General features: G+C 68.3%; 13 protein-coding genes and 1 pseudogene. 9 read left to right on the top strand and 5 right to left on the bottom strand.

Annotated features, from left to right (window positions below; genetic code table 11):
* The first annotated feature begins 220 nt into the window (after positions 1-220).
* Positions 221-850 carry a helix-turn-helix domain-containing protein gene (locus AB0M67_RS28925; protein ID WP_365750153.1) on the top strand — a complete coding sequence of 210 codons (630 nt, stop codon included), beginning with the start codon at positions 221-223 and terminating at the stop codon, positions 848-850.
* Between the two features lie 520 nt (positions 851-1,370).
* On the top strand, positions 1,371-2,042 hold the full coding sequence (locus tag AB0M67_RS28920) for an FAD-dependent monooxygenase (RefSeq protein ID WP_365750151.1): 672 nt from the start codon (positions 1,371-1,373) through the stop codon (positions 2,040-2,042).
* Positions 2,043-2,548: 506 nt separating this feature from the next.
* Here AB0M67_RS28920 and AB0M67_RS28915 read toward each other — a convergent pair.
* Positions 2,549-3,160, bottom strand: coding sequence for a helix-turn-helix domain-containing protein (locus AB0M67_RS28915; protein WP_365750149.1), 612 nt, complete (start codon positions 3,158-3,160; stop codon positions 2,549-2,551).
* A gap of 143 nt (positions 3,161-3,303) precedes the next feature.
* Here AB0M67_RS28915 and AB0M67_RS28910 point away from each other — a divergent pair, with 143 nt between their 5' ends.
* The 6 genes from AB0M67_RS28910 to AB0M67_RS28885 all read left to right on the top strand — a co-directional run bounded on the left by AB0M67_RS28910 (position 3,304) and on the right by AB0M67_RS28885 (position 9,013).
* Positions 3,304-4,038, top strand: a complete 735-nt coding sequence (locus AB0M67_RS28910; RefSeq protein WP_037738440.1) for an SDR family oxidoreductase — start codon at positions 3,304-3,306, stop codon at positions 4,036-4,038.
* A 33-nt stretch (positions 4,039-4,071) separates the two neighbouring features.
* Entirely contained in the window at positions 4,072-4,695 is a 624-nt protein-coding gene (locus AB0M67_RS28905) for an NAD(P)-binding domain-containing protein (protein ID WP_365750146.1), read from the top strand.
* Positions 4,696-4,729: 34 nt separating this feature from the next.
* Positions 4,730-5,620, top strand: a complete 891-nt coding sequence (locus tag AB0M67_RS28900; protein WP_365750144.1) for a TIGR03619 family F420-dependent LLM class oxidoreductase — start codon at positions 4,730-4,732, stop codon at positions 5,618-5,620.
* A gap of 333 nt (positions 5,621-5,953) precedes the next feature.
* Positions 5,954-6,700 carry a transposase family protein gene (locus AB0M67_RS28895; protein ID WP_365750142.1) on the top strand — a complete coding sequence of 249 codons (747 nt, stop codon included), beginning with the start codon at positions 5,954-5,956 and terminating at the stop codon, positions 6,698-6,700.
* Positions 6,701-6,832: 132 nt separating this feature from the next.
* Positions 6,833-7,846 (top strand): NADPH:quinone reductase, encoded by a 1,014-nt coding sequence (locus AB0M67_RS28890; protein ID WP_365750140.1) that lies wholly within the window; start codon positions 6,833-6,835, stop codon positions 7,844-7,846.
* A gap of 240 nt (positions 7,847-8,086) precedes the next feature.
* Positions 8,087-9,013, top strand: a complete 927-nt coding sequence (locus tag AB0M67_RS28885; RefSeq protein WP_365750138.1) for a helix-turn-helix transcriptional regulator — start codon at positions 8,087-8,089, stop codon at positions 9,011-9,013.
* On the opposite strand, the gene AB0M67_RS28880 is transcribed toward AB0M67_RS28885, so the two are convergent.
* On the bottom strand, positions 8,961-9,647 hold the full coding sequence (locus AB0M67_RS28880) for a hypothetical protein (protein ID WP_365750321.1): 687 nt from the start codon (positions 9,645-9,647) through the stop codon (positions 8,961-8,963). The two genes, AB0M67_RS28885 and AB0M67_RS28880, sit on opposite strands and share 53 nt — an antisense overlap.
* A 35-nt stretch (positions 9,648-9,682) precedes the next feature.
* Positions 9,683-9,939, bottom strand: a pseudogene (locus tag AB0M67_RS28875) (IS6 family transposase); the annotation flags it as partial.
* A 135-nt stretch (positions 9,940-10,074) separates the two neighbouring features.
* Between AB0M67_RS28875 and AB0M67_RS28870 the strand changes: the two are divergent.
* Positions 10,075-10,791 (top strand): hypothetical protein, encoded by a 717-nt coding sequence (locus AB0M67_RS28870; RefSeq protein WP_365750136.1) that lies wholly within the window; start codon positions 10,075-10,077, stop codon positions 10,789-10,791.
* 28 nt (positions 10,792-10,819) lie between these two features.
* Here AB0M67_RS28870 and AB0M67_RS28865 read toward each other — a convergent pair whose 3' ends face one another.
* On the bottom strand, positions 10,820-11,854 hold the full coding sequence (locus AB0M67_RS28865; protein ID WP_365750134.1) for a hypothetical protein: 1,035 nt from the start codon (positions 11,852-11,854) through the stop codon (positions 10,820-10,822).
* On the bottom strand, positions 11,823-12,608 hold the full coding sequence (locus AB0M67_RS28860) for a hypothetical protein (RefSeq protein WP_365750307.1): 786 nt from the start codon (positions 12,606-12,608) through the stop codon (positions 11,823-11,825). The genes AB0M67_RS28865 and AB0M67_RS28860 overlap by 32 nt, the downstream gene beginning before the upstream one ends.
* Between the last annotated feature and the right edge of the window lie 95 nt (positions 12,609-12,703).

Raw genomic sequence — 12,703 nt, 5'->3', positions numbered from 1 at the left:
TCGTGGGGGAAGGCGCCGAGGTACTGGTGAGCGAGCCGTCGTGACCACTCGAAGAACGCAGAGGCACTACGCGCGTCATGGACCGCGCACAGTGCTCCGTGTTCGCCACTCACCGGATCATCCGCGAGCCGACGTGGGGCACTAACTGGCAGGTGCCTGCCACTTCCATGATGCCCCTCATGCAAGTGGCAGTCAACTGTCCATTTGTTACTCTGTCCTCGTGGCCACCGATTCCGAGCGACTCCTGCGGACCGACGCAGCCCGCAACGCCGAGCGGATCCTGCGCTCCGCCCGCGAGGTCTTCGCCGAGAGCGGCCCCGACGCACAACTGGACGAGATCGCCCAGCACGCCGGAGTCGGCATCAGAACGCTCTTCCGGCGCTTTCCCAACAAGGCTGTCCTCGTGAAGGCCGCCTTGGAGCAGGGCATCGCCGAGTGCATCGCTCCCGCCATCGAACAGGCACTCCTCGATGACGACCCGCTACGCGCACTCGACTCCGTCATCGACGCCTCCATGTCGCTGGCCGCCCGCGAGCACAACACCGTGGCCGCCGCGAGAAGGGCCGGCGCCGTCATCTCGGACGTCATCGACCCGTACTACGCGTCGATGACCCTTCTCACCCGGCGCGCCCAGGAGGCCGGACGCATCCGCGCCGACCTCGTACCGGACGACCTGCCCAGAATCATGGCCATGCTCTTCAGTCTGCTGTGGACCATGGACCCGGCCAGCGAGGGCTGGCGCCGCTACCTCTCCCTCATCCTCGACGGCCTGTCACCGGCGGCGGCGACTCCTCTTCCCGAGCCCGTTCCGCTACGGCCGTCATCGCAACCCGGAAACTGGCCAGTCTGACGCGAGGGCCGAACGGCGCCCTTCGGCGGGACTTGGCACGGGGAATCCTCGTTCATGGGCGCGAAGACAAGGACGCTCCCGCCTGCGGCACCAGTACACGAGCCGGGCGTTCGCCGATGCCTGCCGACGAGCCGGCGTCCGGCAGTCCATGAAAGCGATCGGCTCCAGCGCGGACAACGCCCCTCGCCGAGTCCTTCAACGGGAGTGAAGGTGTGCTCGATGCCCCTTCCGGGACAGGTGTCGTCGGGTACGCGCCCATGTAGGCGCCCAGATCGTCGGCCGACGGCTGGATGGATGGACCGGGGCAGGGAGGCGTGCGCGGCCAGGTAAAGCTTCTCGGCCCCGCCGTCCTCCTCGTCCTCTGTGTAGCCGATGCCGCAGGTCCGGCTCGCCCGTAGGCACCTCGGCCTCGCGGGTACAGCTGATGCCTTCGGCGCCGGAAGACAGGACGGCTTCCCCGGCCTCCCGCACGGCTTCTACCAAGGGCACTGGGTACGGCCGAATCGGGGCAGGACGAACGGTGAAGGGGCCCGCCATCCCGGTCGCCCAGCGCATGGGCATCCTCCCGCAGCTCCGCGGGCTCGCCACCCGCAACCGGTCACTGACCCTGCTCGACCCCGACGGCAGGCGAATCCTGCAACTCCCGCTCACCTCCGACGAGGCGCCGACGGTCGAAGTGACCCGAGCCGACCTGTCCGAGGCGCTCCACCGGTCGGCGCGGACCGAGGCCGAGTTCTTGTTCGACGACACGGTCACCGCTCTCGACCAGGACGGAGGTGGGGTCGACGTCACCTTCCGGCGGTCCGCGCCGCGGCGCTTCGACTTGGTAGTCGGTGCCGACGGGATGCACTCCACCGTACGGCGCCTGGTATTCGGGCCCGAGCGGCAGTTCGTGAGCGACCTGGGCCTGTACGGTGCGACCGTCCCGCTGGAACCCGACGCCATCGAGGACCCGAGTGAGATGACGATGCTGACCGTGCCGAACCGGATGCTGGTCGTCCACCCCTCGCGGACCGCTCTGCTCGCGATCTTCACCTTCCGGGCCGCACAGCTAGCGCCCCACGACCGCAAGAACATCGCCCTTCACAAGCAGACCGTGGCCGACGCCTACGCCGACGTGCGGTGGCGGGCACCGGAACTCGTGGCGGCGACGCATCGACCGGTCACCGGTCGGTGTGTGGCTCCGCGGTAGCTCTCAGCCGGGTCGGCGTCGCCATGTCCGACGAGCCGGGCTCGGCGTGGTAGGTCATCGCCGATGCGGCAGGTCGGCTGCTGTCGGCCTCACTCACCGTTCCGGGCGCTCGCCACGACATGGGTGCTGCCGGTGACTACGCCCCCGCGACGCGGAGGTGAAGTGCTGGGCGGACAAGGCGTATCAAGGCGCCGGCGGCACCATACGGGTGCCCTTCCGCAGCCGGCGTCTCAAGCTGCGGCAACGTCGGCACAACAGCACCCACGCCAGGATCCGGCGCCTCGGCGAGCAAGCCAAGGCCGCCCTGAAGGGCCGGCGCCTCCCGCGGAAACTCCGCTGTAGCACCAACCGGGTCACCGCCATCGTGAGGGTGAGTCCGCAACGGACAAGCCCCCAGCGCCATTGAGCTGTCCGGCAGAACGCGGAGGCTGTTCAGCCACTACGGCAGCGTGCTGGGCCAGCATCTATCCGGCCGGCAACGAGTTCAGCCCTGCCGGAGTGCCAGGTCAACTCGACACTTCCTCCCGTCGGCGGTCGTGGCCCGCAGTGGCGGGGAGAGCGTTGTCGATGAGGACGGCGGCGATGGCGGCGGCGGTGGGGAAGGCATCGGCATTGAGGACCCGGGTGCGGGCCGCGGCGCCATCGATGAGCAGCGCGAGCTGCTCGCCGAGCTGCTCGGGGTCGGCCGCGCCGGCTTCGCGGGCGGTGTCGGCGAGCCGCGCGGCGACGGCCTTCTTGTAGTCGCTCGCGTACCGGGATGCGGGGTGCTGGGGGTCGTGGAGTTCGACGGCGGCGCCGATGTAGGGGCACAGGGGGGTGGTGGGGGGGATGTCGAAGGCGGCGAGGAGCCGTTCGCGGGGTGTGAGGTCGGTGCGGTCGAACACGCCCGACAGAACGGAGGGGTCGAACCGGCGTAGGTACTCCGCGACGAGTTCGTCCTTGCCGGTGAAGTGCTGGTAGGCCGTGCGCTTGGACACCTCGGCGGCCGCGCAGAGCTCGTTCATGCCGGTGCGGTTGATGCCCTGCTCGCGGAACAGCTGCTGGGCCGCGCTGAGGATGCGTTCGCGGGCGCCCCGGCCGAGGCGGCGGCCCGTGGGGCCCTTCTCCAACTCCGTCATGGGCCCATCGTACCGCAGCTAGGTAACGGCCGGTGTACATAGTTGCGTACGAGCCGCTCGCCCCGTACCGTAAGTACACAGGGCGGTGTACTTAATGCTGTCGCCCCAGGTACATACGGCACCACCGACTCAAGGGAATGACTATGGGAAAGCTCGACGGCAAGGTCGCGGTCATCACCGGCGGCACCACCGGCATGGCGCTGGCCGGCGCGAAGCTGTTCGTCGACGAGGGAGCTCACGTCTTCATCACCGGCCGCCGCCAGGACGCCCTGGACGAGGCCGTGAAGCAAATCGGCCGCAACGTCACCGGCGTCCAGGGCGACGCCGCCGACCTGGACGACCTGGACCGCCTGTACGACACCGTCAAGCGGGAGAAGGGAAGCCTCGACGTGCTGTGGGCCAGCGCCGGAGGAGGCGAGCCCGCCCCGCTCGGCGAGATCACCGAGGCCCAGTTCGACACCTGGTTCGGGCTCAACGCCCGCGGCACCCTGTTCACCGTCCAGAAGGCCCTCCCGCTCTTCAACGACGGCGGCTCCATCCTCATGACCGGCTCCAACGCCTCCCTCGGCGCCTTCCCCGGCTGGAGCGTCTACGCCGGCAGCAAGGCCGTCCAGCAGGCATGGGCCCGTATCTGGCTCAACGAGCTCAAGGACCGCCGCATCCGCGTCAACGTCCTGACCCCCGGCCAGGTCGCCACCGCCAAGCAGGAAGAACTCTTCGACGAGGCCACCAAGCGCCAGTTCGAGTCCCTCATCCCCCGCGGCCAGATGGGCCGCCCCGACGAAATCGCCACCGCCGCCCTCTTCCTCGCCTCCGACGACTCCAGCTACGTCAACGGCATGGAACTCGTCGCCGACGGTGGCACCACCGCCATCTGAACCGAACCACACGCAACCAGGGCAGGACATCTCATGAGCAGCATCAGCATCATCGGCACCGGCAACATGGCCCGCACCATCGGCGCACGGGCGATAACGGGCGGCAACACCGTCGAGGTCATGGGCCGCGATCAGCCCAAGGCCACCGACCTGGCCCGGGATCTTGGCGGCGGCACCACGACAGGCGAGTGGGGCACCGCCCCGGCCGGGGACATCGTCATCGTGGCCCTGCTGTATGACGGCGTCGTGCCGACCATCGCCCAGTACGGCGACGCTCTCGCAGGCAAGGTCATCGTCGACATCAGCAACCCCTTCAACTCCACCTTCGACGGGCTGGCCCACCGCGAGGAGACCTCGATCGCGCAGGAAGTCGCCAAAGCGGTCCCTGCTAGCGCCAGCGTGGTGAAGGCGTTCAACACTGTCTTCCGCCACGTCCTGGAGAAGGGCCGACCCGACGTCTTCCTCGCCGGCGATGATGCGCAGGCCAAGGCGAGTGTGGAGGCGTTCATCGAGAGCCTCGGGATGCGCCCGCTGGACGTCGGCGGCCTGAAGATGGCGCACTGGCTGGAGGGAGCGGGCGTGGTCACGGTGGGCCTCGCCAACCATGGGGTGGGGAACCTGGACTTCGCCCTCGGCATCGCCGAGTTTCCCGTCTGACCAGACGGTTGACGGAACACCGAAGGGGCTCGCGATGAAGCTTGGTTTCACACTTCCCATAATCGGGCCCGCTATCAGTAGCGCAGCTGGCCTGAGCACGTTCTGCCGCGGGATCGAGGACCTTGGCTACGACACGCTGTGGGTCGGCGATCGCCTGGTCCAGCCGGTCGATATGCACAGCATCTATCCGGGCAAAGAGCAGCCATACCCGCCGCAGATGAAGCGTTACCTCGACCCGGTGCTGCTGTGGACCGTCGCCGCGACGGCGACCAGCCGGGTGCGGCTGAATGCCAGCACGCTCAGCACCTTCTACTGGGAGCCACCGCACCTGGCCCGGGTGCTGACCACACTCGACGTGCTCAGCGACGGCCGTCTCGAAGTCGGCGTGGGACTCGGGTGGATGAAGGACGAGCACGACATCTCCCGCAGCGCGGACTGGCACCGGCGCGGGCGGATGCTCGATGACTTGCTGGCGTTCCTGCACGAGTGGTGGACGACCAACCCGGTTTCCTGGGACAGCGAGTTTTTCTCGCTGCCGCCGGTCCACGCCGACCTGCGACCGGTGCAAGCAGGGGGACCGCCCATCTGGATCGGCGGCACCAGCGAGGCCGCGATGCGCCGGGTCGGCCGCAGCGCCACCGGCTGGCTCGGGATCGATTTCCTGCCGGACGAGGTCGCCGACCGATTGTGGTCGCTCGCGCGCCAGGCGGCGCAGGAGGCTGGCCGCGATCCCGACGCACTGAAGAAGGCCATACGTATCAACCTCGAGCCGGGCACGTCCGTTGATTCGCTGGCCGACAAGCTCAAGCGCTTCGCGGAATCCGGTGCGGACGAGGCGTTCGTGGACGCCTTCGCACCGTTCCCCGACCTTGACCAGATGCTTGACTTCGCCAGACAGGTGATCGTGCGCACCGGTCGGTTGTGACCACCCAAGAGCAGGACGACCAAGGACATCCTCGCCTGGTTACCCGTCGGGAACGCGGCCATCGGAGCCTTCCATGTTGGGCTCGTCACGTCACTTTAGGAAGGTGAATGGGTACGCGCGAACATCGCGTGGCCTTTCGATTCGGGTCTCCCGACGGTTGCTCTCCGCGGGTGGGCCCCGGGCCCGTATTCGGTTAGGTGATCACTGAGCGTTCTCAACGAGGCCACTGATTGGACGAGACTGACAGCATCGACCGGAAGGCCGCAACGGACAGGGCTCCCGTGCCGTTGGAGGACGTGTTCGAAGTCCCAACCCAGCGGCAGAGGAGCCTTGTTGGTCCCCTATCCTGCCGCACTCGACCTTCCGCATGCCCTGGTCGAGTGGGTCACGATGCTCATCGTCACCCGCGAGGGTGACCGGCGGTGCAAACCCCCGCCGCACCAGCGCGCGCTCGTTGCCCTGGTGTACCTTCACCGCCACGACACCCTCACCCGGATCGCGTCCGGCTTCGGGGTATCCGTCGGCACCGTCCACGCGTATATCACCGCCGTGGCCGATCTGTTCGCCGAACGGGCCCCGGGCCTGCTCAAGACTCTGCGCGAGCGTGATCCGGAGTTCGTCCTGCTGGACGGCACTCTCGCCGAGTGCGACCGCGTCAGCGACAGCCGGGCGGACTACTCGGCCGAGCATCGCCGTCACGGCGTGAACGTGCAGGTCGTCACGGATCCCGCTGGCGAGGTGCTGTGGATCTCGCCCGTGCTGCCGGGCCGCACTCACGATCTGACAGCGGCCCGTACCCACTGCATCATCCGGATCTGCGAACGCCTGGGCGTCCCGATCCTCGCCGACCGCGCCTACCAGGGCGGCCGCCCCTGGGTGACCACCGGACTCAAACGCCCACGGGGCGGTGAACTGCCACTCACCCAGCGCACCGTCAACCGGGCCCTGGCCGCGGCGAGGGCACCGGTCGAACGCGGTATGGCACGGCTGAAATCCTGGCAGATCTTCCGCAGATCCCGCATCCGCCCCAACCGTATCGTCATTGCCAAAGCTGTCCTCATCCTGGAGAGGCAACGCTGAAAACGCTCAGTGTTCGCGAGACTCCCGGAATATCTCGCTCCATAAGGGGGTTTGGAGGGTGTCCCATACAGAGTGGCATCCTCCCGGATGCCGGCCGACTGTTCCCAGGGGCGAGCGAATAAAGGGTGAGAGATGAAGTGCGTCGTCCGGACGGCTGCCGGCGGACCCGAGGTTCTCCAGCTCGTCGAGCGTCCGGTGCCCGAGCCCGGCCCGGGCGAGGTACGGGTCCGTGTGCACATCTCGGGCGTCAACCCGACCGACTGGCGCAGCCGCAGACGTGCACTGCCGCGGGGCATGGACGAGCAGGTGCCCCACCAGGACGGCGCCGGGGTGATCGATGCCGTCGGTTCGCAGGTCGACCCGTCACGGATCGGACAGCGGGTGTGGATCTGGGAGGCCGCGTGGGAGCGGCCCTGGGGGACGGCACAGCAGTACACGCTCGTCCCCGACCGGCACGCTGTTGCCCTGCCCGACCACGCTCCGTTCGAACTCGGCGCGGCCCTGGGCGTCCCGGCCCTGACCGCCCATCGCGCACTGACGGTGCATGACGGCGGACCGGGTCGTATCGCGCCCGGCACCCTGCGCGGCACCACCGTGCTGGTGGCGGGCGGCGCCGGCGCCGTCGGCAACGCGGCCGTCCAACTGGCCCGTTGGGCCGGAGCGCGTGTGATCACCACGGTCAGCAGCCCCGCCAAGGCCGCGCTGGCCCGCGCGGCCGGCGCCCACCGGACCGTCGACTACCGCACGCAGGACGCGGTCGCGGAGATCCTGGCCTTCGCCCCCAAGGGCGTCGACATCGTAGTGGAGGTAGCACCGGGCGCCAACGCCGCTCTCGACATCGCGGTGGCCGCCCAAGGGGCCGTGGTGGCCTACTACTCGGGCGGCGAGAGCGAGCGGCTGTCCGTCCCGGTGCTCACCTCACTGGCGGCGAACCTGCGCTGGCAGAGCGTCTTCGTCTACACCGTGCCGCCTGCGGCGAAGCAGCAGGCGCTCACCGACGTCGCGGCGGCCGTAAGCGCGGGGGCACTGCGTGTGGGCGAGGAAGCCGGACTGCCGCTGCACCGCTACGCGCTGGAGCACATTGCCGACGCCCACGCCGCGCTCGAACAGGGTGTCGTCGGGAAGGTCCTGCTCGACATTCCGTGACCGTGACACCGGCCGCTGGACGAGGGCATTTTCCCGTGTCCTGTGGCAGTGCGTCTCACAGACAGCGGGCTGCTGAATCATCACCTACGGTTGCACGGTCCTCACGCCCGAAGCGGACCCGGTGGTAAGCCACGAGCACCAGCAGAGCGGCCTGTTCACCGCCGAGGAGGTCCCCGGGCTCACCATGCCCGACGGCTACAAGCAGTCCATCGCCACCTGGTACGGGCGGATGTAGCGGTCATGGTCCAGCCGGTATCCCGTCCTTCGGCCCAACACGCGGTGTGGCACTGGGCTACTCCGCAGGCCCGAACCGTCCTGGACAGCGGCGACCTCGGCGCGATCCTGCGCTTCCACCGCGCCGTCCACGGACTCAACCAGACCGAACTGGGCACCCTGCTCGGCTACGACAAGACCTACATCTCGGCCCTCGAACTCCGGAAGAAGACCCTGGCCGACATCGGCTCACTGCGCCGCGTCGCCGAACAACTACGCCTGCCGCCCCACGTCCTGGGCGTCACCGATCCGGCCGACACCGATCACCGGGCGATGATCCAGTTCGGACAGTCCACGGTCCGCCTCGCCGAGATCGCCCGCCAGAGCGGACACGCTGTCGAAGCCGTCGCCGAACTGTGGCCGCTGGTCGCCCGGCTCGAAGCCCGGCTCGAAGCCCGACTGGAAGACGGACACGCCGAGAGCGACGTCCTGCGTCTGCTCGCTCACGCCCGGGTCGGACTCGGTGTCGCGCTCGGCAACGTCCTTCCCGAGGAGCGGCTGGCCACCGCCGCCCACTGGACCGCCATGAGCCTCAGCATCACCGCCAACTTCGACGATCCCGCCTTCAGTAGCTACGTCCTGCGGATGCGCGGAAACGAACTGCGCAAGGCACGCATCACGGGAGCCGCGGTGGACCGGTTGCGCCACGCCGCAGCCCTGGCACCGAACCCAGAAGCCCGTGCGGCGGTGCTGCCCCTTTTTGCGCGAGCCGCGGGTGAACTTGGCGACGCTGGTCTCTTCGACAGCGTGATGCGGGAAGCAGACGACCTGATCCAAAGGGCAGCCCACACATCGCTGTTCAATCCCTACGCCCTGCACGAGATCCGCCTGCGCGGCCTCGTCAGCACGAGGCGGCGCAGATCTCGCCATACGGCTTGTCGAGGACGGGCCTGACTTGACAACGACGGTCGCACCGCAATGGCGGGTGATCGAACTGGTTACGGTCGCCCACGTTCGGCTCCTCGCGGACGACCCGGGTGGGGCTGCCGAAGCCCTGAACACCGCGATGGCTGAGGCTGTAGTTCAGCGTCTGCCGCACCAACTGCAAAGGATAGTGTGGACCGACGGTGACCGGCTTCCCGCAGTACGCAGCACGGCCGGCCAAGCGCTCGACCGCATGCGACAGGAAATGGCGGCCTAACGCATGGCTCAACGCAACCATGTGATCATCTGCACCGCAGTCAGGGCTCGTACTCTCAGGCGCGGGTGACCAGGTGCGCTGGTGGAGAGCCTGAAGGTTCACCATGAGTTCGTGGCAGTCCCCGCGGACTGTGTCGACCTTCGGCTTCGGCGTCAGCTCGGTCACCATCTGCGCGGCAGTCAAGCCCCGCGCGATGAGCGGAACCAGGAAGCGCTGTTCGCGGGACAGGATAGCGTTTCGGGGATTCCGCAGCTCCGGCCCGCCGATGGCTTCGGTGGCGTAGGCGAGAGCGACCGTAGCAGGGGTCTCGCTCGCACCGTGCAGCTTGTTCTTCGGACTCTCGGGGTAGCCCGAGGCGGTGTCCTCACGGATTTCGATGGCGAGCACTGTTCGCGCACGGCGTTCCGAGCCACCCAGCAACACAGGTACTTCTGCTTCCCGTTGATCTTGTTGAAGACCTCATCCAGATGCCACTGGTCCCCAGGCCGGGGATGCTGGCAGTGCAGCGCGTTGGCGTACTGCTGACCGAACTTCGGGCACCAGCGGCGGACCGTTTCGTAGGAGATGGTCACACCGCGCTCCAGCATCAGACCTCTACCTCGCGGAAGCTGAGCGGGAAACGGAACCTGCGGCGGTAAGCTGATGAACGGCACGGCGCCCTCGGCGACCTCGCCTTCATCTGGGAAGGCTGGAAGACATTGGAACGCGGCTGCGTCGTCGCCCCCGCCGACCGCCTGACCGGCGCGCCTGTCAATGTGGCCGCGCACCGCGCTACCGCGATGTGAGCACGGACCGCACCATACGACGGGACAACATGGGCAAAGAGCGCATCACCGTCTGCCTGCCGCCCGTCGGCCCCGACGGGCTGAAGCAGGCGATCGGGCAGGCCATGGCCCCCTTCTGGTACGACCGTGAGGACCGCCCTCACCCGGACTGGGTGGGCGAGTGGAGCTACTGGTTCGTCTCCGGGGCGGGCTGTCTCTTCGACGTACTGCCCGGCCACGAGGACGACCCCCGGCTCGTGCGATACGACGACTGGACCACCCCTCCCGAGGTCCTGCCGCCGCCCAGCTGCCACGGCGGCCCGCGCGGCATCCTCGACCTCGACACGCCCCGCGCCGCCGAGGCCCGCCGGGCGGCCGGCACCTGGACGGCGTACCGTGCCTTCGCTGACCGCTACCCGCCCGTGCTGCCTTTCCACCACTTTGAGGAGCGGGCCAGGACCCTGGAGCCGGAGCACGCCAGGGAGGCGGCCGTCGCGGCCTTTCGTGAACAGCCCCTGATCCAGGCGATCGGGGCCGACCCCGCTCTGGAGGAACGGTTCACCTCCGACCCCGCTTTCCACATGGAAGAGGACCTGGAAACCTACGTGACCCGTCATGTGGCCGCCGTGCTGCCCACCCCCGCCCTGCTCACCCTCGACGGGCGGTGGGTGGAGGGCGGCGGCCCCGACTACAAGCGGATGTTCAACGCCTGCCTGGACGGCCTGCCCGGCGACACGATGGTCGTGCGGGTGCTCTACCACTCGTGACGGGGTGTCCACGGAGGGGTGACGGTGATCAGGGCTGGGGGATCTTGCGCGAGTGAGGGCCTTCCGAACCGGCCCCCTGACCATGTGGCGGAAACTCGTGAAGCTGCACCAGTCGCACGCCGTTCTTACCGAAGCGACCGGCCCGATCCGCGCCATGCGCGATGTGCTCCAGCCGCTTGTGAAGACCGCTGCCGCGGCGATGGCCGAACTCGTCCGCCCTCTCGTGGCCGCCGACCGCGCTGGCGGTGTGGGAGCCCGACGAGACAGGCACGCCTGGGGACCACGTGGGGACCACTCGGTCCAGCGGCGGGGTCCGGGGGCGGGCTGGACGGCGAGGCTGATGGGGGTGCGGGCGGGGTTGAGGTGGGTGGTGAGGGCATGGTCGGCTTTGGTTTGCCTTTGGTGTTCTTGTCGGTGAGTCCGCCGGGGTGCGGGGGTGGTCTGGCGGCGGAGGGTCCAGATCCAGGTGTGGTTGTCGATGTCGGCGACGCGTACCCCGGAGACTTCGTTGATGCGGGCGGCGGTCGCGCCGGCGAAGACGACGACTTCGCTCCCTTCCCTGGTAGTGGTCGTGGGAGCGGTCGATGAGTGCTTGGGCGAGGCGGAGCAGGGTGGGCCAGTCGGGCCGGGCGAGTGCGCGGGGGTTGTCGAGTTCGTCTTCTGCCTGTTTGTACTCGCGCTGCCGGCCGGTGATCCGGGCGGGGTTGATGGTGATCAGCCCGTCGCGGATGGCCTGTTCCATGACGCGGACGAGGATGGCGGGGCTGTTCTTGACGGTGGACCGGCTCTGTTCGTCGGCGATCCAGCCGTGGACGGTGCGGTCGATGGCACCGTTGGTGATCGTCCGGACGGGGAAATGCCCGAGGGTGGGGACCACGCGTCGGTGCCAGTCGGCGAGGTAGGGATCGAGGGTTTTGAGTTCCGGGCCGTGCAGAGCGAGGTCCATGGTGGTGGTGCCGTATTCGGCCGGCGACATGGTGGCCGTATGTGGTGCGATACCCGCCTGCGCGGCCTGAAGATGCGAGGAAGCCTCAGGAAATGCCGGGGAGGCGAAGATTCTCATACTTTGGGTTGGGCTCCGCGCGTACGACCCTGGACAGCGCGGGCCCGGAGATCTCACCCGGACATCCCTGCGAGGGGTAACGCGGCACATCGCGAACCTGGTAGTAGATACAGACCAGTCGATAGTCCTCGGGCCCTCGGAAGCCATCCCCGTGGGGCAGCATCCGCTCCTCACCACAGGCTGGGCACCGCGCCTCCGGGTGAAGAAGCACCCTGGGCTCAGTGAACACGTGCGGCAGGCGTCTTCCGGTCACGGAGGCTCGGGGCAGAGACAGCCCGTAGTGCTGACCCATGATCCGGTAAACGGTCGCCATCCCGGTGTCTTCGGACGCGTCATCCCGGTAGACGCCGTGGGGGTATGCGGAGAAACCGGCCTCCGCGACCAATCGTCGGCTGATCGGATGGTCGATGTCCCTGGTGCCGTACTCCCGAAGCATCCAGTCGGTCCGCCCATCCACGCTCGCCGTGACGGCCGGCGGGTCCATGGTGGTGTTCAGGATGTCCACCACCGTGTGATGGGCCCTGAGGTCTCTTCCGGGAGCCAGCCGGTCGTCCCGGTGACCGACCTCGGGCGCCTCCAGGGCGAACGCCCAGCCGTCGCCCGTCTCACCCACCATCGCCCAGTCCGGCAGCTTCGACGACCCGGGTCCGTGGAAGAATTCCAGTGCCCCGGGGGTGGTGTCCGGATCTATGAATGTGCCTGATTGCGCGCCCAGATTCGCCGCGAGGACCTCGGGGGCGATGCCCTTCACCATGGTGAGGGAATAGCCATCCGCGCCCAATTCGGCGTCCAGCCAATCAATTCCGTCGTTCATGACCGAAACCCTAGTAAACGGGTCGGACAGCGAGC

Source organism: Streptomyces sp. NPDC051662 (assembly GCF_040681655.1).
Classification (GTDB): Bacteria; Actinomycetota; Actinomycetes; order Streptomycetales; family Streptomycetaceae; genus Streptomyces.
The sequence above is the reverse complement of the archived record's forward strand: the minus strand, read 5'-3'. Positions and strand labels throughout refer to the sequence as shown.